This is a genomic window from Vreelandella sp. L-15 (genome assembly GCF_056857635.1).
On sequence record NZ_JBSXNN010000020.1, the window covers coordinates 1 to 26,255 of the forward strand.

Genomic DNA, 26,255 nt, shown 5'->3' on the forward strand with positions numbered 1-26,255 from the left:
AACCTTTGCTTTAGTGCCCGGCAGGCTGTCGGCATAGAAGTACCGTACCTGCACTTCAAGACCACGTACCAGTTCATCCGGCATCAATGAGGTTCGATCAAGTGCGGGGTAAATGCTCTGGCTATTCACTGGGCTTTTCCTTGATCTATGGCTGTTGGAAGCCTGTCCGCTTGGCATGGGCTAGGTCTACGGCTTCCTTCTCCATCTTGATAAGCTCGACAGAAGCACACTCAGACATTCCACTGTCTTTCACATGCGCAATTTCCACTAAAGTAAACAGGTCCCCCATTGCCTTTCCGCTTGCTTCCCGATCGGAATCGGCTAAGTCCTTTGCCTCTGTTAGGCGCTGAGCGGCAATCGATATTAATGTTTGTTCCAATAATGTCATGTTGGCTAACCCTATAGATATCGTTTCAGGATGCCGAAGGCCTTTTTAACCATCCCCGGCTCCGGGGCGGACTCTTCAGACGAACCTGCACCGGGTGTAGAAAGAGCCTGGGGCAGATCACTGGTAGCGGGAGGCTCACACAGCGCCGCATCAGGCTGTTCACGATAATACTGGGCGAGATGGACCCTCGCCTCAAGGTACTCATTGGATACTGACTCGGATAAGACAGAGGCTTGCGCTGGCGCCAGGATGGTGGGAGATGGTTCCACTTCTTGCGCGATCGCTAGCAACCCAGCCTCGTTGAAGGGCAGCTCAGCGCCCCGAAAGATGGCCGAAAGCACGGCCTGCAATGAAGAGATATCGGGTAGCTCCCCATGCTCGATACCAAATATCCAGCTACCGTCCAGGTTGAAAAAGAAGGTCTGAAGCTGCGGGTCGTAACCGGCAACTCCGAAATTAAGCCAATCATTGAGACCGTAACCGACCAGATCCTCTAGTTCATGCTGATCAGGCGTTGGTTCAGCTAATACTTTGAAAAATCCATGGCGAGACATTCCGTCATCCTTTGAGTGGGGTGGCTTGACCTTCATCACCGTGAGGGCTGGGGCAGCCAGGGCTCTCGTTTCAGTCGGCAAAGGGATCAGATTTTCGAGGCCTAAGGGGGTTTCGTAAACCCTTTATCTCTCTAATCGCCTCGCAGCAGCGCCGACATGTAATCGAGCGCCCTTCTTCAGCAAATTCAAAACGCTCAGGCGTATCGCCGGTGTCGAACGCATCAAAGGCCTCTCCGCATAAGGAATACTCGGCCTGCATCGGGTTCATTGCACATCGTCGTATGCTCATCGGCACCTGCCCTACTTTCGCTAATGTTCCAGATCGGCCGACGGCGCGGTATCGCGCAGCCTTCTTGGTAGCCGCATCAACGACTGACAGGAATTTTGCGTTGCAGTTGGCCATTTGTTTTCCCTTAGTTTTAAGCTTTGTCTAGTTTTGCTAGGCAGTGGCGACAATTAACCCTTTCCACTGAATCATGCTGAGGCGAGCCATCAACCTCAAATATACGCACTACTTGACCGCAGGCAGTGAAAGTGCAACTTCCATCCGTTGCATGCCATTTCCCCCAATCAGCATCATGATATTTGAGCCGAGTAGCCCAGCGCACCGCCTCCGGCGCTCCTGTTTCTGCACTATCAGGCGTAAATCCATTCCAGTTTTCAGGGTGTAGTTTCGCTGCCATAGCGGTGCGCTCCTTCTTTTCCTATTGGTCTGGATTGTTCTTCTGGATGCGCAGGTGTGCGTCGCTCGACCAGTCTTCAAACCAGTCGATATTGGCTCTCGCAACCTGCGGCCAAGACATTTCACCGCTATCCAACTCATCCTGGTGCAGCGCCTCAAACGTAGTTTCACGCTCGTACTGTTCAAGCCAAGCGCGCTGGGCGGGCGTGGCGGTTTTGCTGGTTACAGCCATGGTGTTTTCCTATAAATCTGTGCTGGCTTCGGTGAGTTTGATGCCAAAGCCAAAAAGCATATAGCCGAGACACATAGCGAGCATGAACCTCCCAACCTCAACTGCTAGCTGGTGGCCACCATAGGCCGCAAGCAATGCCCCACCGATTGAGCAGCAGCACCATAGAGTGGCCATTTTCGTACTCAGCTTTGAAATCGGGTGTCTCATACGCTTTTCCCTGAACAGTTAGGCTGTTTTGTGAAGCGGGTCGGCACCGATGAATACTTCCTCGGGTGCTTCGGGCCACTCGTTACGTATCGCGTCAAAATCGCCCTGGTTCCAGCAACGTAAAAACTCCATCCCTTCATCTGCTTCTAATGCGAACTGGATAGCTGCCACTGACGCGCTGTAGTCGCTACTTTCTTCGACTGAACCGCCAAGCCGGTTGTACCTAAGCCCCTTGATCATCATCGACAAGAACTGCTGAATGGATATTCCAAAGTGTGAAGCTTCACCTTCAACAAATGCCCTATCTACAGGATCGAGACGAATAGTTGTGTTTGCTGTCCCTTTCACTAGGTCAGCTTCGGTGGGTTCTCGCACCTCGGTAACGCTCCCTGCCAAACTGCTTAAGAACGTTTCAACCGAAAACCTCTGTTTCATTTCTGCACCTTTTCCTATGTAATCCGGTTTGGTCGTTAACCTTGTTCTTCTCGACGCGCCCGCTGCCACGCAGCATGTAGGCCAGGAAGCTCAACGCGCTGTTCGATTAAACGCTTGATATCGTAAGCGGCGCACCCTTCAAGGTCTTCTCCTGATGTAACGCCAAAAGAGCTTAGAATCTCGCGGGCAGTGACTTCGCACACTACCGCTGTCATCGCCCACCAGTAGACGTAACGCTGGTCTGCCAGGTCGCGCTTCTGCCAGTCGGTATGCTCGTCCTCCCACTGCTTCTTGAGACGCGACACGGTGTTGGCCGAGAGTCCCTTGGCCTGGTCACCCAGCAGGGCCGACAGGGCCTCCTGGTAGTCGCCGGTAGAGACTCCCTTCAGGTAGAGCCAGGGGATCAGCTCCTCGATGCTGCGGGCCCGCTTCAGGTAGGGCGGCAACAGCGCGCTGCTGAAGGTCACCCCGTCGCCACTGCGGTCACGGACGCGGGGCACCTTGATCTCGACGCCGCCGATACCGGTTTGCACGGTGCGCTCCGGCAGGTAGCCGTTGCGGACGACGACACGGCGGCCGTCTTCCAGCGTCTTGTCGGCATATTGCTCCAGAAACGTGCTCAACTCCGCCTCCACGGCCTTGGCGATCAGGTCTCGGGCCCCTTTGCGCAGCAGCTCATGCAACGGATCAGTAGCGCCGGTGTCTGGCTGCGTCACGGCTTGGAGAGTAGAATTGCTCATGGCGTATCCGTCCTATGTTGGTTGTGATCTGGCGAGATCAATCAACAGGATACGCCACCCTCTCTACTGCCCTCCATACACAAGAACTGAGTTTAACTCGTGAAACAAAAGCTTCATTGAAAACATTCAGCAAAAACCCGGCCACCAGGGCCGGGTTGCATGCGTTTACAAGGAGAGGCTTACTGGGGTAGCTGAGAAATATCCGCGACTTCGAGGAAAAGCGCTTGCAGGCTGGCGAGCAGAGCAAGGCGGTTGCGACGCACGGCCTCGTCATCGGCCATGACCATGACCTGATCGAAGAATGTATCGACCGGCTCACGCAGCGTTGCCAGGGTGTCCAGGGCCTGTTGGTACTCACCGGCGGCAAATAACGGCGCTACCTGCTGCTGGCAGTGGATGACGGCCTCCGCCAGTGTCTGCTCGGGGCTCTCCTGAAGCAGTGTGGTATCGACTTGCGTGCTGCCATCGTGCGCCTGCTTGCTCAGGATATTGGAAACACGCTTGTTGGCAGCCGCCAGAGCGGTGGCTTCCTCACGCTGAGCAAAGGCTTTGACGGCACGTAACCGACGCGCAAAGTCCAGCGGCTTGCTGACGGGACGAGCACGCACAGCCAGGTACATCTCGGCGGTAATGCCTTCGTCCTGCCCCCAGGCGCGGAAGCGGTCGAGCATATACGTCAGTACGTCTTCTACTAGGCCGTCGGCTTTTGGCAGATTCTGGTGCTGATCAGCCGCCACTTGCAGCAGTTCACGCAAGTCGAGATTCAGCTCGCCTTTCACCAGAATGTTCAGCACGCCAATGGAGGCGCGGCGCAGGGCGAAGGGGTCTTTTGCGCCCGTGGGGCGTTGGCCTATACCGAAGATGCCCACCAGGGTATCTAAACGATCAGCTAGTGCCAGCGCTTGGCCGGTCAAACTTTGCGGAATCGCATCGCTGGCAAAGCGGGGCAGGTATTGCTCTTCTAACGCCTGGGCGACTTCCGCCGGTTCGCCATCCTGCTCGGCGTAGTAGCGGCCCATAATGCCCTGCAGCTCGGGGAATTCGAGTACCATTTCGGTAACGAGATCACATTTGGCCAGGGCCACGGCGCGTTGTGCATGAGCCACGTCACCCTGGATGCGCTCAGCGATGAAAGTGGCGATGGCCGTGCTGCGGCGGGCTTTATCCGCCAGCGTGCCCAGCTGCTGCTGGAAGACCACGCTTTCTAATTGCGGAATGCGCGAGGCCAGCGTGTGCTTGCGGTCGGTATCGTAGAAGAACGCCGCATCCGCCAAGCGTGGGCGAATGACCTTTTCATTGCCGGAGATGACCTGATCAGGGTCTTGGCTCTCGATGTTCGAGATAGTGATGAACAACGGCTTCAGCTTGCCCTGATCATCCAGCAGGTGGAAGTACTTCTGGTTGGCCTTCATGGAGGAGATCAGACACTCCGCGGGCACTTCCAAAAAGCGCTCGTCGAAGCTGCCGGTCAGTGCGACGGGCCACTCCACCAAACCGCTGACCTCTACCAGCAGGTCCTCGTCGATGACGGCGTTGGCTTCCTGGACTTCGGCCTCGGCGAGCACCTGCTCACGAATACGCTCCCGGCGACGTTGGCGGTCTGCCAATACGTAGGCATTCTCGAGTGCCGCTAGATAGTCATCGGCGTGCTCGAGCTGGATGGCATCCGGTGCGTGGAAGCGGTGGCCGTAGGTGGTGCGGCTGGCTTGAAGGCCAAGGGCTTCGGCGGCAATCACCTCGTTGCCATACAGCGCCACCAGCCAGTGAACCGGGCGGGAGAACTCAACGCGGGACGCACCCCAGCGCATGTTCTTGGGCACCGGCAGCGACTGTAGTGTTTTACGCACCATCTCCGGCAGCAGCGCTTGAACGCTGTCGCCCTGCTGCTGTTCGCGGTAGCCAAGCCAGGTGCCCTTATCGGTTTCCAGGTGGATCAGCTCATCCACACTGACGCCGCATGAGCGAGCAAAGCCTTCCGCTGCTTTGGTAGGGGTGCCATCTTTAAAGGCAGCGGCCAGCGCGGGGCCACGGCGCTCCACTTCACGGTCTGGCTGCTTGTCAGCAAGTCCGGTCACCTGCACCGCTAAGCGGCGTGGGGTAGCAAAGGCAGTCACGGTTTGGAACGGAATTTCAGCGTCTTGCAAACCTTTCTCGATGCCTGCAGCAAAGGCATCAGAGAGCGCGTCGAGCGCCTTTGGCGGGAGCTCTTCTGCGCCTAATTCTAATAAAAGCGTATCAACAGCCATTATGCGTCTCCCTGATCGGCGAATAGCTCGGGTAACAGTTCACGGCGTAATGCTTCCGGTGCCATGGGGAATCCTGCTGCTTTACGAGACTCGAAGTAGGCGGTAGCGACGTCACGCGCCATGGTGCGTACGCGCAGGATGAAGCGCTGACGTTCCGTGACGGAGATCGCGTGGCGTGCGTCCAGCAGGTTAAACGTATGGGACGCTTTCAGCACCTGCTCGTAAGCGGGCAGCGGCAGGCTTGCGGCCAAGAGTTTGCTGCACTCTTTTTCCTGGTGATCAAACGCCGCGAAGAGCTGATCCACATCTGCGTGCTCAAAGTTATACGCAGACTGCTCGCGCTCGTTTTGCAGGTAGACATCGCCATAACTCACTTTGCTGCCGTCCGGCGCGATGGCCCATACCAGGTCGTAAACGCTATCGACGTTCTGCAGGTACATGGCGATACGCTCAAGCCCATAGGTCAGCTCGCCGGTGACGGGGTAGCACTCGATGCCGCCCGCCTGCTGGAAGTAGGTGAACTGAGTCACTTCCATGCCGTTGAGCCATACTTCCCAACCAAGGCCCCAGGCACCTAACGTGGGGGACTCCCAGTTGTCTTCCACGAAGCGCACGTCGTGGATCAGCGGGTCGAGCCCCAAACGCTTCAACGAGCCTAGGTAAAGATCCTGTAGGTTGCTGGGGGAGGGCTTCATCACCACCTGAAACTGGTAGTAGTGCTGCAGGCGGTTGGGGTTTTCGCCGTAGCGGCCGTCGGTTGGACGGCGGGAAGGCTGAACGTAGGCAGCGTTCCAAGTTTCTGGGCCAATCGCCCGCAGGAAGGTGGCGGGGTGGAAGGTGCCCGCGCCGACTTCCATATCGAGGGGCTGGAGGATGACGCAGCCCTGTTCTGCCCAGTACTGTTGCAGAGCAAGGATCAAGCCTTGAAAGGTCGACACATCGGGTGTCGATTGGTTTGTCGAAACACTCATCGCGGAAAGCACCGTTGGCCATGAATTCATAAGCCGTCAAGTATACAATCACAGGCAGATGGGTTATAGGCACGTTAGCCAAAGAGCCGCTTTTGGTAAGGAGAACGAGATGATCGTGGTAACAGGCGGTGCCGGGTTTATCGGCGCCAATATTGTCAAAGCGCTAAATGCTCGCGGCCGTGACGATGTGATGGTGGTCGACGACCTGCGCGATGGCACCAAATTCGTCAATTTGGCGGACTGCACGCTGGCTGACTACTTGGATAAAGACGATTTCATCGCCCGCGTGAAAGCCGCGCTACGTGGTGAAACGGTGGACTTGCCCACCATCGATGCGATTTTCCATGAAGGGGCTTGCTCGGATACAACCGAGTGGGATGGGCACTATATGATGGAGAATAACTTCGAGTACTCCAAAGTGTTGCTCAACTACTGTGAAAAACTGGGCATTCCTTTTCTGTACGCGTCGTCAGCGGCGACCTACGGCGGCAGCGAGGTGTTCAAGGAAGCGCCAGAGTATGAAAAGCCGCTTAACGTCTACGGCTACTCCAAGCTACTGTTCGATCAGCACGTGCGTTCGCGCTGGAACGAGCTGACCACGCAGGTGGTGGGCTTCCGCTACTTCAACGTTTACGGGCCGCGAGAGCAGCATAAAGGCAAGATGGCCAGCGTGGCGTACCACAACCACCTGCAGATCCGTAACGGCGAAACGCTGAAGCTGTTCGGTGCTTACGGCGGCTATGAGGCCGGTATGCAGAGCCGCGATTTTGTCTATGTGGGTGACGTGGTCGATGTAAATCTCTGGTTCCTGGACAACCCCAGCGCCTCGGGCATCTTCAATTTGGGGACTGGCCGTGCGGAGCCGTTCAAGGCGATTGGCGAAGCGGTCATCGACTTCTATGGCCAGGGCGAAATCGACTACATTCCTTTCCCCCAAGAGTTGAAAGGGCGCTACCAAAGCTACACGCGTGCCGATATTAGCCAACTGCGTGCGGCAGGTTGTGACGTGGAATTCAAAACTGTCGCCCAGGGCGTTAAGGCGTACTTGGAGTGGCTAAATGGCTAACTCTGCCAAGCGACTGCTGGTAGTAGGCCCCTCCTGGGTAGGCGATATGGTCATGGCACAGAGCCTGTTTATGACCTTAAAAGCGCGCTACCCGGGTGCCACCCTTGGGGTGGTCGCCCCCGCTTGGTCTCAGCCGATTCTTGAGCGTATGCCAGAAGTAGATGAGGTGTTGCCATTGGCGGTGGGCCACGGTGAGTTTGGGCTGGCAAGCCGCCGCGAGCTGGCGGCCAGATTACGCGGCCGCTTTGACCGCGCCATCGTGCTGCCGCGCTCCTGGAAAGCAGCGCTGGTGCCCTTTATGGCGCGCATTCCCGAGCGGGTGGGTTTTTTAGGTGAGCACCGCTACGGGCTGTTAAAAGAGCGCCGCAAGCTAGACAAGCAGGTGCTGGACCAAACCGTTAAACGCTTTGTGTCACTAGGGCTGCCTTTGGAGGAGGCGCAAACCGGTCAGTTTGCGATCCCCAAACCACGGCTCACCATTGATCGGGATAATTTGGTGAACCTGCGTCTTACCCACGCACTGTCATCACGCCCCGCCATAGGCATGATGCCGGGCGCAGAGTATGGCCCGGCCAAACAGTGGCCGCTTGAGTACTTCCACCAACTGGCAGCAAGGCTGATCAAAGATGGCTTTGAGGTGCGCGTACTGGGCGGGGCCAAAGATCAGGCGGCGGGGCAAGCCATTGTGCAGGGCTTACCTCACGCGCATAACCTATGTGGAAAAACGCAGCTAGCGGATGCGGTGGATTTGCTGGCCGACTGCCGTCAGGTTGTGACCAACGATTCGGGCCTGATGCATGTGGCAGCCGCCGTGGGCGTAAGAATCCATGCGCTTTATGGCTCCTCCTCACCTGCCTACACGCCACCGCTCACGAACAATGCGGTAATTCACTACCTGGGGCTCTCCTGCTCTCCGTGCTTTCAGCGAACTTGCCCCCTGGGCCACACCAACTGCTTAAATGAGCTAGACGTAGAGCGCGTTTACCAAGCCATGCGTGCTGACCGGCAGAACGCTAACGGGGTGATCGTTAGTGCATAATCTCTACTTCGTCGGCGAGATCGGCGGGTGTCTCTGTGACCTGTTCAGCGATGCTCTCTTCGCTTTCACGCCGCTGTGGGGCGAGCCCTTCCCAGAGTCGATGCTGGAGGGCTGTCTCCTCCCGTAGCCGCTCATTCAGCGTCTCAAGCCCATGGGTTTCGACCAGCGTGGGCTGACTGCTCAGCAGTGACGCACCTAACCCGGCACGGTTATCGTTTAGCGGCAGGCCCATGGCATCCAAAATAGTGGGAAACACATCCAGCATGGTAGCGCTTCGACGCACCCGCTGTGGCCTAATGCCATCACCTAGCATGATGAGCGTATTGTCGCGATCCAGCGCGGTGAGTTGATCCCATACCGATACGCGCATGGTGAGATGATCACTTAACACTACGACCAGCGTATTCTCCAGCAGCCCCTCTTGCTCTAACTGTTCGATAAAATCACGCGCTTGGCGCGCAGAGCACTCCACCGAGTAGAGAATATCCTGACCATCAAATTCGCCCTGGCGGTCCTGGCAGGTCTGTGAGGGGAACCCACTAGGCGCGTGCCCCGCGATGCTCAAGTTCACCACCGCCCAGGGGCCGTTATCTTCTTCGTTCAGGCGGCGTATTTCGTCAGCAGTAAAGTCGTATAGCGTATCGTCATACAGCCCCCAGCTATTCACATACTCTGGGTCATCGAGTTCAGGCAGCAGCTCCTCTTTGCCTTTCACGGTATTGAACTGGTGGCCGCGATAGAAAAGCCCCTTCCCGGCAAACTGCGTGCTGGCACCGCCCAAAAAGCTAAGCCGATAGCCTTGTTCAGCCAGCACATCTCCCAAGCAGTCAACGCCAGGTACTACCTTGGAAAGCGGTTCAAACTGGCTATCGTGTAGAAGCCCCGCAGGCATAAGCGGCACGCCGCACTGGCTGGCGATCATCCCGGCCATTGTCCAGCCGGTATTCTCCATCTGGTGAATGCCCTCAAACACCAGCCCGCGTTCGCCTAGCGCGGTTAAGTCCGCATACGCATCACCAAACAGCTCATTGCTGTAGGTGCGCTCTATGCTCTCTAAATACATCAGCAGTAGGTTGGGGGCATCGGGCTGGTCGCCGGTAGGCGGTGGCACATAGCGGCGATCTAGCCAGGCACCATCATCAGTCACAATCGCGGCACTGCGCTGGCCAATACCGTACAGCAGCGGGTTGGCCGCCAGCAGCGCAATGGCAAAGAAGCGCTCGGTTAAGCGCCAGCGCTGATCGTGGCGCGACAGCCACGTTACGGATGCCAGCACCGCCAGTACGGCGAGCGTGTAGGACAGTGCCAGCAGCATTTTACCTGCCCCGCCATGCTCCGCCATGCCCGCCTGTAAATGAAAAAACACCGCCCCGAGGTCGACGTTTCCGAAGCTGTCGGCCAAATAAACATAGATGCTAAATAGGCTAAGTGGCGCAAGCGACCACGGCCACATAGCCCGGTAGCGAGCATTGAGCGGTGCACCCCAACGCAGTTTTAGGCCGACCCCAATCCATACGGCTGCGGTCAAAAAGAGTGTCCACCAGGGCAGGCGAGTTAGCACAGTAACGGCATAGCCGAGACTGAGGCCAATCACAACCAGAGGCAGCCAGGGGGTAAGTTTGAGTGACCTTAAGGGGGGCATGCCGTATCCTTGGTTCATTAAGAAATTAAGTATGAATACAGTTTGCGAAAAAAATATCTTTTAACTCATGGTGTGATTATGGATGATAAGATATTTTGCGTCCAGCTACCCACATAGACACTTATTAATTACTAGGTATTTCCTATGGAAAATATTGAAGTTTCTTTTATAACAATTAATTATAATTCATCAAATTATACAAAATCTTTGGTGAGCAGTATTTTATTAAATACGAAGGATGTTTCTTATGAAGTTATAATTATAGATAATGCCTCAGAGGAGAAGGATTTTGAAAATTTGAATGTCGACTTTTTTAGTGGTGAAAATATTAAAATAATCAGAAGCCCTATAAATCTTGGTTTTGCCGGTGGAAATATGCTTGGTGTGTCTGCTGCGAAGGGGCGTTACTATTTTTTTATAAATAATGATTGTGAAGTTCTTAATGATGCGGCGAGCATTTTTAAAAAATTTTTGATTACCCATCCAACAACAGCGTTGGTAACAGGGAGTGTACTAGATAAAGAGAATCGGTTCTCGTCTTCTTACAAGCAGTTTCCGCATATAGCAAAGCAGTTGTTTGGAAATAGCATACAGAGGATTTTTTCAAAGAGAAAATTTCCTAGCAACAAAGTGAAGCTTGAGCACCCTGCAAAAGTTGAAGTTGTTAGTGGAGCCTGCATGTTTTTTGATGCTAAAGTTTTTTGCAAAATTGGTGGTTTTGATACAGTTTTCTTTCTTTACTGTGAGGAAGAGGATATTTCTAAGAGAGTGTGGGATCAAGGTAGTGAGGTTTATTTTGTTCCTTCTGCACGGGTTTTTCACGCTTCAGGCGGGAGCTCTAGTCAAGAAGCTTCTTTAGAAAAAGAGTACTACATATCGTATTTTCACTTGCTAGATAAGCATTATAATAGGCTGGGAAGAGGGCTGCTAAAGTTAGCTCTCTTTTTCAAGCTGTTCTTTAGAGTGTTTAAACGTAGAAATGGATTAAGGGTTTTTGCGTCTATGTTGGGTGGGTTTGCTAAAAAGGATAGCTTGAGGTACAAGCAGGTAATAAAAAAAGATTGATTTTAAGTGCTGGCATGAGAGAGAGGCGTGATTTTATAGACGGCTTAATTTTATTTGTTTTTGATGGGACTTTTTATGTCTATTTCCGCTGTGTTAATTGTCAAAAACGAAGCGCACCATTTACGTGAGTGCCTGGAAACGCTGACCTGGGCCGACGAAATCGTGGTGCTGGATGCGGGTAGCCAGGATGACACCTGCGCGATTGCGCGTGAATTTACCGACCATGTGAGCGTTAATGCCGATTGGCAAGGCTTTGGTATTCAGCGCCAGAGGGCGGAAGCCCTGGTAAGCAGTGAGTGGATTTTGATGGTTGATGCTGATGAGCGCGTAACGCCTGAACTGCGCGACAGCATTAAAGATGCTGTTCAGCAGCCGCCTGCTGCCTATAGCGTGAGCCGCCTGTCGTGGTGCTTTGGCCGCTTTATTCGCCACTCTGGCTGGTACCCAGACCGCGTGCTGCGCCTCTACCCGAAACACCAGGCGGGCTATAACGCTGCACTGGTGCATGAAAAGCTGGTGGTAGAAGCCGGGCTGGCTGAAAAGCCGTTATCCGGTGACCTGCTTCACTACACCTACCGCGACCTGCGCCACTATCTTGAAAAATCTGCGCATTACGCCCAGGCCTGGGCAGAGCAGCGCGCCGCACAGGGGAAAACGGCCACGCTGTGGCAGGGCATTAGCCACGGGCTGGCCTGCTTTCTCAAAATGTATGTGCTTAAGGCGGGGTTTAAAGATGGCAAGCAGGGGCTGTTGTTAGCCCTGCTGTCCGCTCACTCAACCTTCGCTAAGTACGCGGATCTCTGGGTTCGTACGCAGACCTCCGAGAAGCAGCGCTGAGATCTGGTGGGCTGCCGCGTCGAGATCGATGGCGGTCATGTCCTGTGTGTCAGCGCCTGAAGGCGGGCTAAACGCCAGGCGCTTTTCCGCCCGGTTGCAGGTTTGCCAGCGCAGCGGCGTGGCTGAGCGCTTGGCCGGATAAAACCCCGCCGTGGCAATGTCCAGGCAGCCTGCGATATGCAGCGGCCCGGTTGAGCCGGCAATCAGCATATCCGCTCCGCCAAGCTGTAGGGCAAAGGCGTCGACACCTGCGGTGTCGGGGAAGTGGTCTGCTACAACACCATTTGTGGCAAGCTGCTCCCTCAACTCTTGTGCCTGAGGCTGCTCACTGGGGCCAGCGCTGATCAGCCAGCGTAGTGGCAAGTGCTGGCACTGCTGGTGAACGTGAGTGATCAACTCGGCGTACTGTGCCACCGATAGATTCACCGCCGAGCCGCCACTGCCAGGATGAACTACCACCACGCGCTCTGACGTATCGTTTATCAACGCTTGGCGCTGTGCATGGCGCAGTGCGTCATCCAGCGGCCAGAAGGGTGGTGAAGGCAGGGTAGAGAGTTTCAGCGAAAGGCGTGCCAGCAGCTCACAGGCCAGATCGACGTTGTACTGGTACTCCGGCTTCGCCGACTGTGAGCGGCGTTGGCGTACCCGTACGTTATAGAACACCTGCGCCCACTTGGTCGCCGGGGCAACGCGCAGCGGAATGCCTGCTTTCATGCCTAGCCAACCAATGCGCGGTGTCGAGAACAGCGTTAGCAGTGCATCGAATTTCGATTGTTTCACGTGAAACAATAGCGCCTGCTGCGCTGCTTTATCGGCCTGGCTGCCAGGGTCGATAATGACCTCATCTACCCATGGGCACGCCTTGGCCAAGGGAGCTGTATAGGCAGGAACCAGCACAGTGACGTGGGGTTCAGGTGTTGCCTGCTTCAAACATGCTAGGGCTGGCCAAGCCAGCATGAAATCTCCAATCTTGTCATTGCGGACCACTAAAATACGAGGTTGCGCAGTCTGGGGATGATTCATGAAGGCTCCTTGGGTGATAATGGTCAACCGTGTCAACGTCATGGCAGAGAGGTATTAGTGGCTCACCATATTATGCAGGTCTGTATGTCCAAAGGGTGGGGCGGACTGGAGATGTACCCGTCGCGTATTATGCCTGAATTGCAGCGCCTGGGAGTGGTGAACCATGGCCTTGCCATCGCCGGGTCGCGTGTCGCCAGCAGTATAGAGGGAACTGGGGCAAGTGTGTTCACGGTGCCGAGTAACGCCCGAGCACTCCTTTCACTACCCGCGTTGCTGGGTTACATAGACCGACACTGTATCGATATCGTGCACTGCCATAAGTCAAGTGACCTGCGTGTTGCGGCACTGCTCAGCCTCTTTCGTCCTCGCTTAAAGCTGTTTTTTACCGAGCATATGGGAGTGACACGGCCCAAGAAAGGTGTGTATCACCGTTTGGCCTATTCGCGGGTAACCAGAGTCTTTTCGATCAGTCGGGCGACCTATCAACGTAACAAGCAGGCATTGCCCGTCTCGGAGGCGCGCCTTCACTGCCTTGGGCTGGGCGTGAACGTGGATGCCTACCAAGGGGCGGTGCACGCCAAATCAGCGCTCGGCCTTCCTGAGGACGGATGTTTGATTGCACTGCCAGGACGTCTGACGCCCGGCAAAGGGCATGAGGTGTGGCTGGAAGCATTGGCATCGTTGGATCGCCAAGCGTTGTGGTATGGCTTGATCATTGGCGGTGTCACTGCCGATGAAGGGGCTGACGAATCATTTGTGGCGGCGATCAAGCAAAAGGTCGCAGCACTTGGTTTGCAAGAGCGCGTCCACTTTCTCGGATTTCGCCAGGACTTACCCGCGCTGCTCCAGGCCATCGATATCGCGTGTATCCCTTCGCGTAATGAAGCCTTTGGGCTGACCGTCATCGAGGCCATGGCTGCCCAATGTGCTGTCGTGGGGGCCAATAGCGGTGCTATCCCTGAATTGATAGACCAGCAAAGAGGTCGCCTGGCCGACCCGCTATCGGCTGAAGAGTGGTCCGTTGCCCTGAAAGAACTGATCGATGCGCCGGAGACCAGGCGGGTGCTGGGTGAAGAGGCGCGTCGATGGGTGGTCGCGCATATGGCGCTCGATGTGCACGCGAAAAAACTGCTGCGTGAATATCAACTGCCCGAGTGATAGCCCGCCACGATGTGAGTGTGCGGGCGTGCACTGGCAAACTTCACCACAGACCGTTCCAGCCGCTGCAAGTTGCCCGCTTGCCATTTGCCTGGCGGGCGCAGTCGGCAGCGGTCGAGATCGATGAGCCAGGGCTTGCCTGCTTCATCCACCAGAATGTTGCGGGCGTTGAGGTCCACGTGGTCCAGGCCTGCCTGGTGAAACCGCTTGATCATGGCGCCTACGCGCATCAACAGCGCCTCGTCTGCCTCTTCGGCGCTCAGTAAGGAGGCGAGCGCTCGGGCGCCCGGGATGCGTACGGTCAGCAGGGCCGCCTCATAGGTCAAACCGAACCGAGTGACGCAGCAGGCCACTGGGCGAGGCACGGGAAGCCCTTGCTCATACAGCGCGGCGGTCAAGCGCACTTCACGAAACGCTCGTGTGCGCTCTGCCCCCAGCCAGACATAGCGTTGCTTGCTGACCTTGGCGATGAGCCCGCCGCGCTGGTAAGGGCGCAGCACCCACTGCTCGTGGTCGCGTGCTTGCAGGAACAAACTGCTACCACGCCCCGGCGCTTCGCCGACTACCAGGCCTCGCGATTGCCAGTAATCTGCCTCGAATAGCACCGTGTTCAGTGGGTGAGTCGGGGAGGACAGTTGGTGTGATGCACAGGCGTCACTTAAACTGTCTACATCATGTAAAATCAGCCCATTTGTCTGCTGGAGTGCCGCTAAGCGCATGAAGCCCTCTCTGCCTGCTCAACCAAACCATATTGCCATTTTGCGCCTCTCCGCATTGGGAGACGTATGCAATCTCGTGCCCACGGTGCGAGCGTTGCAGCGCCAGTGGCCGAACGCGCGCATTACCTGGATTATCGGCAAGGGGGAGCACAGTTTACTGGCCGGGCTTTCCGGGGTCGAGTTCGTCGTGTACGACAAATCGACGGGGCTCTCCGGTATGCGTGCTATCTGGCGCGAGCTGGCGGATACCCGCTTCGATGTGCTGCTGCATATGCAGCAGGCCATTCGCGCCAGCGTGCTCTCGCTCGGGCTTAAAGCCAATGTGCGCGTCGGCTATGACAAAGCCCGCGCCAAAGATGCCCAGCACTGGTTTACCCAACACCAGCTAGCCCCCCACGAGAACGCCCATGTGCTGGAGTCGTTCATGGATTTTGCGCGTCTGCTGGGCGTCGAAGACGACCGCCTAGAGTGGAATCTCGCGGTGCCCGCAGTGGCCTATGAGGAAGCCCGCGCTATTAGTGGCGATGCGCCTTATTTGGTGATTAACCCTTGTAGCAACGCGCGGTTGCGCAACTTCCGCAACTGGTCGGTGGAAGGCTACGCCAGCGTGATTGAACACGCGTGGGTGCAGCACGGTCTTAAGAGCGTACTCACCGGTGGCGGCAGCCCGCTTGAGCGGGAAATGGGTGACCATATCGAAGCGCTCTGCCAGTCAGGTAGCGTGATCAACGCCATTGGCGGCACCTCGTTGAAAGGCGTATTGGCGCTGATCGATAACGCCCGCGCGGTGATCGCCCCGGATACGGGGCCTGCGCATATGGGCAACGCCATGGGCACGCCGACGCTTGGCCTCTATGCCACCACCAACCCTCAGCGGGCCGCCCCCTACTTGTGGCGCGATTTTGCCGTCAATGCTTACCCCGATGCGGTACGCACCTACCTGCATAAATCGGTGGACGAGGTGAGCTGGGGACAGCGAGTACGCCATGCCGATGCCATGGACTTGATCAAGGCTGACGATGTGATTGCCAAGCTAGACGCGCTGTTGGCGCACACCGCAGCGCAGACCACAACAGGACCCTCGGATGAAAGTTGATTTAACCGCCCTGGAACATGCCCGCGTACTGGTGGTAGGCGACGTCATGCTCGACCGCTACTGGCACGGCGACACCTCGCGGATCTCCCCAGAAGCGCCGGTGCCCGTGGTACGCGTGGAAGATGCCGACGACCGCCCCGGTGGCGCAGCCAACGTAGCGCTCAACGTGGCGTCATTAGGCGGCCATGCGGCACTGGCGGGCGTGGTGGGCGAGGATGACAATGCCGAGCTGCTCACCAAACGCCTGGCTGCATCTGATGTAAGCACTCACTTTCAGCGCAGTGCCGAGATTCCCACGATCACCAAGCTGCGAGTGATGAGCCGTAACCAGCAGTTGCTGCGCTTGGACTTTGAGCAGCGCCTCGACAGTGTGGATACCAGCGGCCTGCTGACACAGGTTGAGCAAGCCCTGCCTGAGTGTGACGTGGTGATTTTATCGGACTACGGCAAGGGCACGCTCAACCAAGTGGAGCGGCTGATCGAGATGGCTCGCTACCACGGCAAGCGAGTGCTGATCGACCCCAAGGGCCAAGACTTCACCAAGTACCGGGGGGCCAGCTTGATTACCCCCAACTTAACCGAGTTTGAAGCCGTGGCGGGCCCATGCGCCACCGACGCCATACTGGCCGAGCGAGGCGAAGCGCTGCGTGCTGAACTTGAGTTAGAAGCGCTGCTGATTACCCGCAGTGAGAAGGGCATGACGCTGATTCGTGAAGGCCAAGCACCACTGCACCTGCCCACCCGTGCCCAGGAAGTGTTTGATGTCACGGGGGCCGGCGATACCGTGATTGGCCTGATGGGTCTGGCCCTGGCCGCTAACCATGCGCTGCCGGAAGCCATGATGTTGGCCAACTTGGGCGCGGGCCTGGTGGTGGCCAAGCCGGGTACCGCCACGCTCTCCATTGCCGAGCTTTACACCGCGCTGCATGGCGACAAGCTGGCCGAGTTCGGCGTGATCGAGCCAGCGCCTCTGGTCGATGCCGTTCGCGCTGCGCAGCTGCGCGGTGAGCGGGTGGTGATGACCAATGGCTGCTTCGATATTCTCCACGCAGGCCATGTGGCCTACCTGGAGCAGGCCAAGCGCCTGGGTGACCGGCTGGTCGTGGCGGTGAACGATGATGCGTCCATTGGCCGGTTGAAAGGGCCGAAGCGCCCCATCAACCCGTTGAACCGACGGATGCAAGTGCTGGCCGGGCTCGGTGCGGTGGATTGGGTGGTGCCGTTCAGTGACGACACGCCCGCCGCCCTGATTGAGCAAGTACTGCCGGATATCCTGGTTAAAGGCGGCGACTACCGCCCCGAGGATATCGCTGGAGGCAGCGCCGTGATTGCCAACGGTGGCGAGGTGAAAGTGCTGGGCTTTGAAGATGGCGTTTCCACCACGGCGATGATCAGCTCCATTCTGGACCGCGAAAGTTAATGGCAGCCCCCCGCTGGCCACGGCTGGCCTACTCAGCGGCGCTGTATGGCTTAGCGCCGCTGATTGGCTGGCGCATCTGGCGTGAGCAAGTGCCCACTTACTCACGGCTCCAGCGGCTGGGGTTGTGCCTCGAACCGCTGCCGCCCCCACCGCGCATTTGGTTGCACTGTGCCTCGGTAGGCGAGGTACGCGCTGCCCGCCCGCTGATCGAAGGGCTGCTGGCGCGCTTTCCCCACTATAGCCTGCTGTTGACCACCATGACCGCCACCGGTGCCCAGCAGGCGTTGGCGCTGATAGCAGAACAGGGCGCTACCGATCAGCCTCGTCTTGCCCACCGTTTGCTTCCGCTGGATTTCCCCGGCGCGGCCAAGCGCTTTGTGGCCCGCGTACAGCCTGAGCTTGCCATCCTGTTTGAAACCGAGCTGTGGCCCAATCTGCTTCACGCCTGCCACCGGCAGGCGGTGCCTGTTGCAGTGGTCAACGGCCGACTATCGCCCCGCGCGTTTGCCCGCTACCAGCGTCTTCGCCCGCTGATGCAGAGCGCGTTAGCCAACGTGACGTGGCTTGCCGCCAAATCGTCAGAGGACGCTGAGCGCTTTCAAGCACTGGGGTGTGCGGCTGAATCCACCACCGTGGTGGGGTCGCTGAAGTTTGAACAGGTACTGCCTGAAGAGGCGTTGGCGGAAAGTGAGCACTTACTTCAAGCTTGGGGAGAGCGACCCGTCTGGGTCGCGGGCTCGACCCGCGATGGGGAAGAAGCGCTGCTGCTTACGGCCCACCGGCAGTTGCTCAAACGCTTTCCAGACGCACTGCTGGTGCTGGTGCCTCGCCACCCTCAGCGCTTTGACGAGGTGGCGGCACTGTGCGAGCGCGAGGGCTGGAAGGTCAGTCGCCGTAGCCAGCAGCAACCCGTTACACCCGCCACCCAGATTTACCTGGGCGATACGCTGGGCGAGCTGGCGGCGCTGTACGGCGCGGGGAGCGTGGCCTATGTGGGTGGCAGCTTGGTGCCGCTGGGCGGGCATAATGTGTTGGAGCCTGCCGCACTGGGTAAGCCCGTGCTGTGTGGGCCGTCGCTGGAGAACTTCAGTGATGTTGCCGAGCCGCTGCTGGCGGCCAAGGCGCTGACCGTGGTTGATTCCCCAGAGGCGCTTGCAGGCACCTTGGCAGAGCATATCGCTTGCCCTCAGCGTGCTCGGCAGGCGGGTGAGGCAGGGCAGGCGGTGATCGAAGCCCATCGCGGGGCGCTGTCGCGCACCCTGGATGGGCTTGGCCGCTACTTATAGCGCCGTCCGCTCTACGCCATCAGTCTTGCCCAGCAGCAGTATGTCGGCGCCGCGTGCGGCAAACAGACCGTTGGTCACGACACCGACGATAGCATTAATGCGCGCTTCCATGGCGACCGGATCATCAATCATAAAATTAAAGCAGTCGATAATATGGTTACCGTTATCAGTCAGCACCCCTTGGCGATACACGGGCTCTGCCCCCAGCTTGACCAGCTCCCGCGCTACGTAGGAGCGCGCCATGGGAATCACCTCCACCGGCAGCGGAAAGTGGCCTAGCTGTGCCACGTATTTGGAACCATCGGCGATACAGATGAAGCGTTTGGCGCAAGCGGCCACAATCTTTTCACGGGTCAGCGCTGCGCCGCCGCCTTTGATCATATGTAAGTGAGCATTTACTTCGTCTGCACCATCGATGTAGAAAGGCACGTCGCCCACATGGTTCAGTTCAAACACCTCGATACCCAGGCCTTTCAGCCGTTCGGCACTGGCTTCCGAGCTGGCAACAGCACCTTTAAACCGGTCGCGTAGAGGGCCTAAGCGGTCGATAAATAGGTTGGCCGTCGAGCCGGTACCGATGCCCAGCACCGTGTCTTTATCCAGGTGAGGCTCTATTTCGCGAATGGCGGCATCCGCCACGGCAGCTTTTAGTTCATCTTGTGTCATGATGGTTCCAGTATCAGGAGAGGCAGTCGCCCTTAGTATAACGACCTAATCGCTGGCTGCCGATGGAAACGCCGCTAGACGTTGCCAGTCGTAATCTGCTACCAATAAAGGTTTTGTTCGCACCCGTCAGGGTCACGTCATTTTTCTGGGATGTCAGCATGCTCGAAGCAACCGTCAAAAAGATCCTCCAAGCCCGCGTTTATGAAGCCGCTTGCGAGACGCCTATTTCTTCCGCTCCCTTTTTGTCGCGTCGTTTCAACAACCAGATTTTGATTAAACGCGAAGATTTGCAGCCAGTGTTCTCGTTCAAAATCCGCGGGGCCTACAACAAAATGGCCCAGTTGACCGATGAGCAGAAAGCCAAAGGCGTGATCGCTGCTTCGGCGGGCAACCACGCCCAGGGGTTAGCCATGGCGGCTAAGCTGATGGGCGTGAAAGCGGTGATTGTCATGCCGCGCATTACGCCGGACATCAAAGTGCAGGCGGTGCGTGCCCGTGGCGCGAAAGTGGTGCTAAAAGGTGATGCCTTTGCCGCCGCCGCCGAGCATGCCCAGGAGCTGATCAAAGAGCACGGCTACACCTATATTCCGCCGTTTGACGATATCGACGTAGTGGCAGGCCAAGGCACCATTGGCGTTGAGATTCTGCGCCAGCACAGTGGCCGGTTAGATGCAATTTTTATCCCCGTCGGTGGCGGCGGGCTGATTGCCGGAGTGGCCGCCTATGTGAAATACCTTCGCCCAGATATCAAAATCATCGGTGTGGAAGCGGAGGATAGCGCCTGCTTGAAAGCTGCACTGGAAGCCGGTGAGCGCGTGGTGCTGGATCAGGTAGGCGTCTTTGCCGAGGGTGTGGCGGTGGCGCAAATTGGCGAGGTGCCGTTCTCGCTGGTGCGTGACCTTGTTGACGATGTGATCATTGTTAACACCGATGAGATGTGTGCCGCGGTGAAAGATATTTTTGAAGATACCCGCGCGGTGGCAGAAACATCAGGGGCGCTGTCGCTGGCGGGTCTCAAAAAATACGTTCAGCAAACCGGGGCGGAAGGCGAGACGCTGCTGTGTATTAACTCTGGCGCCAACACCAACTTCGACCGCTTGCAGCATATTGCCGAGCGCACCGAGTTGGGTGAGCAGCGCGAAGCCATTCTGGCCGTCACCATTGCAGAAAAACCCGGCAGCTTTAAGAAATTCTGTCGCACGCTGGGCAAGCGTATGGTTACCGAGTTTAGCTACCGCTACGCTGATGATAGCGAAGCGCATATCTTTGTGGGTGTGCAGGTCAAGCCTGGTGGGGAAGATCGCCAAGCAGTAATTGATAAACTGCGTGAGGGTGGTTATCAGGTAGAAGACTTAACCGATAACGAGTTGGCGAAACTGCATATTCGTCACTTAAGCGGTGGCCGCCCCAGCGAACGTTTTGAAGAGGAGCTTTACCGCTTCGAGTTTCCTGAACGTCCTGGCGCATTGATGAACTTCTTAACTCAGCTGCCACACGACTGGAACATTTCGCTGTTTCACTATCGTAACCACGGGGCTGCCTATGGCCGCGTTCTGGTGGGCATGCAGGTGCCCAGTGAAGATCGTACCCATGTTGCGGAGTATTTAGACGCGATTGGCTACCGCTACTGGCAAGAGAGTGATAACCCCGCTTACCGGCTCTTTATGGCGTAACACTATGTAAGTGCTTACTAACGGTGCATGTCAGAGCTGCTAGGCAGAGAGGTGTTGTTGAAACGTTTAATTAAGGGGTTAAAATAGTGCTATTAGCAGTTGTCATTGAGCCCCTTATGGCCCTATAGTCGTGAGCGAAATTAGTGAAGTGGGTCATCTCCTCAAAATGAAAAACTTGGTGACGCACTAAGGGCATTTGGCAACTGTTAAACACGTTGGAGAGGAAGCATGCGGCGTAGAAAGCCTGATATGGTGATGGCGTTAACAGTGGTGTTTTTACTCGGCGTATTAGCCACTGGATATGCGCAAGCGCTGTCGGGGAGTTAACCAACGGTTAACAACAGCGCTAACGGTATCGACGCTGCACCTGCTAGGTGAATCAATAAAACGGGCTGATCATAGCGATCAGCCCGTTTTTGTTGGCCCTGCATTGGTTGGCCGTACAACAGCAGTATCGCTGACTACCGCGTTGAGCGGGATATCCCAGGGTTCGATTGGCAGGGCATCCACCTGTTGGCAGGCATGGGCCACGCCAATCAGCGTAGGTGCTGGCCCTGGGCGGCGCATAAACGCCAAACTACGGTCATAAAATCCGCCCCCCATGCCCATCCGGTTCGCGTGCTGATCAAACCCCACCAGCGGCACGATCAGTGTGCCCAGCGCCCACGCGGGCAGCCGGTTGCGGCGCTGGGCAGCAAAGCGCGGGCAGGGCTCGGCAATGCCAAAGCGGTTTTTGACCATAGGCGTGGTATCGCCGTAGGCCACAAACCAAAGGCTGTTATCGCTAAAAGGGCGTAGTACAGGCAAGTAGATCGCCACCCGGCGCTGGCGCAGCCAAGGAATTAACGGCGTGGGGTCGATCTCACCGTTGACCGGCAGATAAAGACTAATACGCTTGGTGCGGCGGATTTCAGGAAGCTGTTTTAAACGCTGGCAAAGTGCCAGAGCCGCCTGCTTTTGTTGTTGGGCGGTGAGAGTGCGGCGTCGGCGTTTTAATTCTCGACGTAGTGCAGGCTTATCGCTAGGCGTGGTGTGGGTCATAACGCGGTAGGCCATTAAAAGAGTGTTCCCCAGAATGCCGCTGTCGTTCTGGCCCTGAACCTACTGGTTCAGGTGGGTGGCCGCAGCCAAACCGTCAGGCTTTCCGACGCACGGACATGCACACGGGTCTGGCTAGCATTTGGCCCCCTGGGTACTGCGCATAGGCTCGAGGGACTATAACGACTGGCGTACACCCCAGAGAACACCGCTATCCTAACAGAGCCACCGCTAATGCCAAAGTATCGGTTGAAGATGTTGAAGGGCTTAAGGCTCTTTGCGCGGCCGGGTGCCTGCCAGTGCTCGCTCAAGCCGATCATTTAAACGGCTGAGATTGGCTTCCCCCGCGCGGTGCTCATCCAGCGCTTCCAGCAGTTCGTGGGTAATATTTAGCGCCGCCATAATCGCGATACGCTCGCTGCCCAGCGCGCTGCTTTGGGCATGAATGCCGTGCATGGCGCGGTCCAAATAGCGAGCAGCGCGTTCAAGCTGGACTTCTTCGCCCGTGTCGCAGGCAATCATATAGCTGCGACCCAGTAGGGTGATCTCTTTCGTTGGCCGCTTTGCGTTACTCATCAATGGCTCCAGCACGGGCCAGCAAGGGGCCCGATGCGTTAACATCACTACATAGGAAGGATAGACGGGGTTCACTATAAGAGAGCCGCTTGTGCGGGGTCAACGCGCAGGCTCGCCCGCCTATCCTCGTGGTTTTATCTTCACACTGTATAAAGCGAGCATGAATCATGTCATTGATTGACGAGCGCCAGGACTTTTCTGACATAGCGGATGTATTTTTACTTCACGGTAGCATGCAGTCTCCCGCGTTTTTGGATGGACGGCTGTGCGGATTATTGGCACTGCGTAATGTAACAGCCCAGGCGTGGCTGGAAGAAGTGTGTCTCAGTTTGGGGGTAGAGCAACCCCGTGACCCGGCCAGTGCCGAGCGGCTGCTAGGCTGGCGTCGTCAAACCCTAGAAGCGCTGAGCGCTAGCGACCTGAACTACGCGCCATTACTTCCCGATGAGCTGTTCTCTTTGGCAGAACAGGCCCAAGGGCTGAAAGAGTGGACACTTGGCTTTATGGAAGTAGTGGATGAGGTGGCCGATGACACCCTTCGGGAGCGTTGGTCGCAAACGCTGAAAGAAGCGATTGATGATCTGGAGGGTCTTGGCCAGATGGAGACCGACATCGACGATAGCACGGAAAACGAGAACGACCTGTTTGCTTTAACCGAGCATGCCCGAATGGCGGCCATGTTGCTGTACACCGAACAGCACCCGGGTAAGCCACAGGTAGAGCAAACCGACGCCCCCGTTCATTGAACCCACTTCACGCTTGCATAGGAGCCGTTATGCTCACGCCACTGCCTCGCCCTGCTGCTATTCAACCAGACGAGTATCGTCGGCGCCGAGAGGCGCTGATGGCACAGCTGCCAACCAGCGCCGCGCTGGTGGTGCCTGGGGCGTCGCTCGTCACCCGCTCCCACGACAGCGAATACCCTTTTCGCCAGCAGAGCGACTTCTACTATCTAACGGGCATTCAAGAGCCTGACGCGCTGCTGATACTGCTACCAGGCCGCGCTGAAGGGCAAAGTGTAGTGTTCTGCCAAGACCGCGACCCCACCATGGAAGCCTGGACCGGCCGACGACTAGGAGCGCAGGGCGTTGTCAGCCTGCATGGTATCGACCAAGCGTTCGAGAACGCTGAGCGCGACGACCTGCTGCCAGAGCTGTTGGATGGCCGTGAGCTGCTCTATGCGCCGCTGGATAACCCCGACGCGGTTAGCATCGCTGAAGAGGCGCTTGCCCATGCCCAAGCGGGCATGCGCCGAGGCAGGCCCGCACTAAAAGGCTGGCTGGATAGCCGCCCACTGATTCACGAGATGCGCCTCATCAAAAGCCCCGCTGAAATTGCTTTGCTGCGTCACGCAGCAGCCATTTCAGCTCAGGCCCACGTACGCGCTATGCGCACCTGCCAAGCCGGGCTAAGTGAGTACCAGCTTCAGGCCGAGCTGGAGCACACTTTTGTGTGGCACGGCGCTAGCGGGCCTGCCTACGGCACGATTGTGGGCGGCGGCGCCAATGCCTGTGTGCTGCACTATATTGAGAACAGTGATGTGCTGGAGGAGGACACGCTGGTACTGATTGACGCCGGTGCAGAGTTTGATCTCTATGCGGGCGACATCACGCGCACCTTCCCGGTGAGTGGGCGCTTTAATGATGCTCAACGGGCGCTTTACCAAGTGGTGTTAGATGCCCAGGTGCGTGCGGTGGATGCCATTGCGCCTGGCGCTACGCTAGCGGATATCCATCAGGGCGTGGTGCATGACCTAACGGCTGGCCTGATTGAGCTGGGGCTCTTAGAGGGAGACGTTCAGGCGCGCATTGATGACGAAAGCTATCGGCGCTTTTACCTCCATTCCACTTCTCACTGGTTAGGGTTGGATGTACACGATGTGGGCACCTACCGCTTGGACGAAGCGACGCCGCGCCTGCTTGCCCCAGGCATGGTGCTTACCGTGGAACCTGGGCTCTATATCCCTGATGAAGACGATATTCCCGCTGCCTATCGCGGTATCGGCATTCGTATTGAAGATAACGTTGTGGTTACCGAACAGGGGCATGACATTCTCACTGATGGCGTGCCGAAACTGATAGTAGAAATAGAGCAGTTAATGGTTAAGAAATAACCAGCAAAAACGGTCTGTTTTTTTGTTTATGTAAATTACGTTACGAAATTACGTTTAGCCAAGGTGCTTATCGTGTAAGTGCGCTATATAAGCGCGTATTGTGATGAGGAGAAGCCAATGCATGGGGCAGAACAGGTAACGCCTGCACAGCAGCAGTCGCCTACCCATGACATCGTGATTGTGGGCGGTGGGCTGGTAGGTGCCAGCTTGGGCTGTGCATTGGCACCGCTGATTGAGCGCTATGGCTGGCGCGTCGCCATCATTGAGGCCAATGCGCTACCGCAGAGCGCCGAGGAAACGACGTGGCAGCCAAGCTTTGATGCCCGCGCCAGCGCCATTGCCGAAGGCTCGGCGCAGCGCTTTCGACAGCTAGGCGTGTGGGAAGCGATGCAGGTCGAGGCCACACCGATTCATCGTATTCATATCAGCGAGCGGGGCCGTTTGGGCGCGACGCGTCTTAATGCACAAGAGCTAAGCGTCGCTGCCTTGGGTCACGTGATACCCAACGCTTGGATGGGACGCGTGTTGCATCAGAAGCTGCAGCAATTACCCATTGAGTGGCACTGCCCAGCCACGGTGGCACAGATGACTCCCACGGCCAGCGGCCACCATTTGCGGCTTTCCGATGGCAGCGAGCTAACGGCCGCGCTGACCATTTTGGCCGATGGCGGCCGCTCGGGGCTGAAGGAACAGCTAGGGATTGCTAGCCGCCGCCACTCCTATGAGCAGACGGCGGTCATTGCCCATGTGGGCATTAGCCAGCCCCATCAAGGGATTGCTTACGAACGCTTTACCTCCGAGGGACCCATCGCGCTGCTGCCACTGCCGGGGCAGGCTATGGAGCTGGTCTGGACCCATGCCAGCGGTAGCGAGCAAGCACGATTATCGCTACCGGATCATGCCTTCTTGAGCCAGCTTCAGCAGGCGTTTGGCGACCGAGTCGGGCGCTTTGCCCGCATTGGCCAGCGGTTTAGCTATCCGCTTTCGCTGGTGACTGCAGAAGAGCCCGTGCGCCCCGGCTTAGCCGTGCTGGGCAATGCGGCCCATGCGCTGCACCCAGTAGCTGGCCAGGGCTTCAATTTAGCGCTGCGTTCAGTGATGGATTTGGTTGAAGCGCTCTCCCAAGGTGCTCAGCAGCAGCACTCCTTGGGAGATATGAGCACGTTGCAGGCGTTTGAGCGCCGCCGCGCCCAAGACCGCGCCAATGTGATCCGCTTTAGTGACGGCTTAGTGCGGCTGTTTGGTTACTCATTGCCGCTGCTGCCCCACGCCCGTGGCGCTGGGTTGATCGGCCTTAATTTGATTGGCCCGCTGCGCCGTGGCTTGGCACGCCGCGCGATGGGCCTGGAGCGCTGACGCTCTTATCAGTGCCCTCAATGACCC

General features: G+C 57.2%; 26 protein-coding genes, 1 other RNA gene and 1 pseudogene. 12 read left to right on the plus strand and 16 right to left on the minus strand.

Features of this window, described 5'->3' with window-relative positions:
- Positions 1-145: 145 nt before the first annotated feature.
- The 9 genes and pseudogenes from AC13CY_RS01390 to glyQ all read right to left on the minus strand — a co-directional run bounded on the left by AC13CY_RS01390 (position 146) and on the right by glyQ (position 6,455).
- Positions 146-388, minus strand: a complete 243-nt coding sequence (locus AC13CY_RS01390) for a hypothetical protein (RefSeq protein ID WP_483052208.1) — start codon at positions 386-388, stop codon at positions 146-148.
- Positions 389-399: 11 nt separating this feature from the next.
- On the minus strand, positions 400-942 hold the full coding sequence (locus AC13CY_RS01395) for a hypothetical protein (protein ID WP_483052209.1): 543 nt from the start codon (positions 940-942) through the stop codon (positions 400-402).
- A gap of 70 nt (positions 943-1,012) precedes the next feature.
- Positions 1,013-1,345, minus strand: coding sequence for a hypothetical protein (locus AC13CY_RS01400; protein ID WP_483052210.1), 333 nt, complete (start codon positions 1,343-1,345; stop codon positions 1,013-1,015).
- Between the two features lie 16 nt (positions 1,346-1,361).
- A complete protein-coding gene (locus AC13CY_RS01405) occupies positions 1,362-1,625 on the minus strand; it encodes a hypothetical protein (RefSeq protein ID WP_483052211.1) in 264 nt (87 codons plus the stop codon).
- Positions 1,626-1,646: 21 nt separating this feature from the next.
- Complete coding sequence (locus AC13CY_RS01410; protein ID WP_483052212.1) at positions 1,647-1,856, minus strand: hypothetical protein; 210 nt, start codon at positions 1,854-1,856, stop codon at positions 1,647-1,649.
- Positions 1,857-2,081: 225 nt separating this feature from the next.
- Positions 2,082-2,498 (minus strand): hypothetical protein, encoded by a 417-nt coding sequence (locus AC13CY_RS01415; RefSeq protein ID WP_483052213.1) that lies wholly within the window; start codon positions 2,496-2,498, stop codon positions 2,082-2,084.
- Between the two features lie 215 nt (positions 2,499-2,713).
- A pseudogene (locus tag AC13CY_RS01420) lies at positions 2,714-3,238 on the minus strand (transposase); the annotation flags it as partial.
- Between the two features lie 179 nt (positions 3,239-3,417).
- On the minus strand, positions 3,418-5,484 hold the full coding sequence (gene glyS, locus AC13CY_RS01425; RefSeq protein ID WP_483052214.1) for a glycine--tRNA ligase subunit beta: 2,067 nt from the start codon (positions 5,482-5,484) through the stop codon (positions 3,418-3,420).
- Positions 5,484-6,455 (minus strand): glycine--tRNA ligase subunit alpha, encoded by a 972-nt coding sequence (gene glyQ, locus AC13CY_RS01430; RefSeq protein WP_062361528.1) that lies wholly within the window; start codon positions 6,453-6,455, stop codon positions 5,484-5,486. The genes glyS and glyQ overlap by 1 nt, the downstream gene beginning before the upstream one ends.
- A gap of 109 nt (positions 6,456-6,564) precedes the next feature.
- On the opposite strand from glyQ, the gene rfaD reads away from it, so the two are divergent.
- Complete coding sequence (gene rfaD, locus AC13CY_RS01435; RefSeq protein WP_054641217.1) at positions 6,565-7,521, plus strand: ADP-glyceromanno-heptose 6-epimerase; 957 nt, start codon at positions 6,565-6,567, stop codon at positions 7,519-7,521.
- The gene (waaF, locus tag AC13CY_RS01440; RefSeq protein ID WP_062361526.1) at positions 7,514-8,560 is read left to right on the plus strand and encodes a lipopolysaccharide heptosyltransferase II; all 1,047 of its coding nucleotides are present in this window, start codon (positions 7,514-7,516) and stop codon (positions 8,558-8,560) included. The genes rfaD and waaF overlap by 8 nt, the downstream gene beginning before the upstream one ends.
- Here the strand turns inward: waaF and AC13CY_RS01445 are convergent.
- Positions 8,550-10,202 carry a sulfatase-like hydrolase/transferase gene (locus AC13CY_RS01445; protein WP_483052215.1) on the minus strand — a complete coding sequence of 551 codons (1,653 nt, stop codon included), beginning with the start codon at positions 10,200-10,202 and terminating at the stop codon, positions 8,550-8,552. The two genes, waaF and AC13CY_RS01445, sit on opposite strands and share 11 nt — an antisense overlap.
- A 144-nt stretch (positions 10,203-10,346) precedes the next feature.
- Between AC13CY_RS01445 and AC13CY_RS01450 the strand changes: the two genes are divergently transcribed.
- Positions 10,347-11,267: a glycosyltransferase family 2 protein gene (locus tag AC13CY_RS01450; RefSeq protein WP_062361519.1), complete on the plus strand. Its 921-nt coding sequence runs from the start codon at positions 10,347-10,349 to the stop codon at positions 11,265-11,267.
- Between the two features lie 75 nt (positions 11,268-11,342).
- The gene (locus AC13CY_RS01455) at positions 11,343-12,104 is read left to right on the plus strand and encodes a glycosyltransferase family 2 protein (protein ID WP_483052216.1); all 762 of its coding nucleotides are present in this window, start codon (positions 11,343-11,345) and stop codon (positions 12,102-12,104) included.
- Here the strand turns inward: AC13CY_RS01455 and AC13CY_RS01460 are convergent.
- On the minus strand, positions 12,042-13,127 hold the full coding sequence (locus tag AC13CY_RS01460) for a glycosyltransferase family 9 protein (protein ID WP_483052217.1): 1,086 nt from the start codon (positions 13,125-13,127) through the stop codon (positions 12,042-12,044). The two genes, AC13CY_RS01455 and AC13CY_RS01460, sit on opposite strands and share 63 nt — an antisense overlap.
- A gap of 84 nt (positions 13,128-13,211) precedes the next feature.
- Here AC13CY_RS01460 and AC13CY_RS01465 point away from each other — a divergent pair, with 84 nt between their 5' ends.
- Positions 13,212-14,285, plus strand: coding sequence for a glycosyltransferase family 4 protein (locus AC13CY_RS01465; RefSeq protein WP_167359357.1), 1,074 nt, complete (start codon positions 13,212-13,214; stop codon positions 14,283-14,285).
- Here AC13CY_RS01465 and AC13CY_RS01470 read toward each other — a convergent pair.
- Complete coding sequence (locus AC13CY_RS01470) at positions 14,270-15,004, minus strand: 3-deoxy-D-manno-octulosonic acid kinase (RefSeq protein ID WP_062361512.1); 735 nt, start codon at positions 15,002-15,004, stop codon at positions 14,270-14,272. The genes AC13CY_RS01465 and AC13CY_RS01470 overlap by 16 nt on opposite strands.
- On the opposite strand from AC13CY_RS01470, the gene AC13CY_RS01475 reads away from it, so the two are divergent.
- Genes AC13CY_RS01475 through waaA form a run of 3 tightly spaced genes read left to right on the plus strand, consistent with a single transcriptional unit; the run spans position 15,003 to position 18,806 of the window.
- Positions 15,003-16,100 carry a glycosyltransferase family 9 protein gene (locus AC13CY_RS01475; protein ID WP_172515178.1) on the plus strand — a complete coding sequence of 366 codons (1,098 nt, stop codon included), beginning with the start codon at positions 15,003-15,005 and terminating at the stop codon, positions 16,098-16,100. The two genes, AC13CY_RS01470 and AC13CY_RS01475, sit on opposite strands and share 2 nt — an antisense overlap.
- Positions 16,090-17,520, plus strand: a complete 1,431-nt coding sequence (hldE, locus tag AC13CY_RS01480; protein ID WP_172515179.1) for a bifunctional D-glycero-beta-D-manno-heptose-7-phosphate kinase/D-glycero-beta-D-manno-heptose 1-phosphate adenylyltransferase HldE — start codon at positions 16,090-16,092, stop codon at positions 17,518-17,520. The genes AC13CY_RS01475 and hldE overlap by 11 nt, the downstream gene beginning before the upstream one ends.
- The gene (waaA, locus tag AC13CY_RS01485; RefSeq protein ID WP_062375152.1) at positions 17,520-18,806 is read left to right on the plus strand and encodes a lipid IV(A) 3-deoxy-D-manno-octulosonic acid transferase; all 1,287 of its coding nucleotides are present in this window, start codon (positions 17,520-17,522) and stop codon (positions 18,804-18,806) included. The genes hldE and waaA overlap by 1 nt, the downstream gene beginning before the upstream one ends.
- Here waaA and rpiA read toward each other — a convergent pair.
- Positions 18,801-19,472 (minus strand): ribose-5-phosphate isomerase RpiA, encoded by a 672-nt coding sequence (rpiA, locus tag AC13CY_RS01490; RefSeq protein ID WP_044628549.1) that lies wholly within the window; start codon positions 19,470-19,472, stop codon positions 18,801-18,803. The two genes, waaA and rpiA, sit on opposite strands and share 6 nt — an antisense overlap.
- 158 nt (positions 19,473-19,630) lie before the next feature.
- Here rpiA and ilvA point away from each other — a divergent pair, with 158 nt between their 5' ends.
- Complete coding sequence (ilvA, locus tag AC13CY_RS01495) at positions 19,631-21,145, plus strand: threonine ammonia-lyase, biosynthetic (protein ID WP_287836838.1); 1,515 nt, start codon at positions 19,631-19,633, stop codon at positions 21,143-21,145.
- Positions 21,146-21,550: 405 nt separating this feature from the next.
- Here the strand turns inward: ilvA and AC13CY_RS01500 are convergent, their stop codons facing one another.
- The 3 genes from AC13CY_RS01500 to AC13CY_RS01510 form a co-directional block, all read right to left on the minus strand.
- The gene (locus AC13CY_RS01500) at positions 21,551-22,201 is read right to left on the minus strand and encodes a 5-formyltetrahydrofolate cyclo-ligase (RefSeq protein WP_474786976.1); all 651 of its coding nucleotides are present in this window, start codon (positions 22,199-22,201) and stop codon (positions 21,551-21,553) included.
- A 7-nt stretch (positions 22,202-22,208) separates the two neighbouring features.
- A non-coding RNA gene (ssrS, locus tag AC13CY_RS01505) (6S RNA) lies at positions 22,209-22,391 on the minus strand.
- A 59-nt stretch (positions 22,392-22,450) separates the two neighbouring features.
- On the minus strand, positions 22,451-22,759 hold the full coding sequence (locus AC13CY_RS01510) for a cell division protein ZapA (protein ID WP_172515181.1): 309 nt from the start codon (positions 22,757-22,759) through the stop codon (positions 22,451-22,453).
- A gap of 167 nt (positions 22,760-22,926) precedes the next feature.
- Here AC13CY_RS01510 and AC13CY_RS01515 point away from each other — a divergent pair, with 167 nt between their 5' ends.
- From AC13CY_RS01515 to ubiH, 3 genes are all read left to right on the plus strand, one after another.
- On the plus strand, positions 22,927-23,505 hold the full coding sequence (locus AC13CY_RS01515) for a UPF0149 family protein (RefSeq protein WP_137094166.1): 579 nt from the start codon (positions 22,927-22,929) through the stop codon (positions 23,503-23,505).
- A 29-nt stretch (positions 23,506-23,534) separates the two neighbouring features.
- A complete protein-coding gene (pepP, locus tag AC13CY_RS01520; RefSeq protein ID WP_287836841.1) occupies positions 23,535-24,872 on the plus strand; it encodes a Xaa-Pro aminopeptidase in 1,338 nt (445 codons plus the stop codon).
- Between the two features lie 117 nt (positions 24,873-24,989).
- Positions 24,990-26,228, plus strand: coding sequence for a 2-octaprenyl-6-methoxyphenyl hydroxylase (gene ubiH, locus AC13CY_RS01525; RefSeq protein ID WP_287836843.1), 1,239 nt, complete (start codon positions 24,990-24,992; stop codon positions 26,226-26,228).
- The last annotated feature ends 27 nt before the right edge of the window (positions 26,229-26,255 follow it).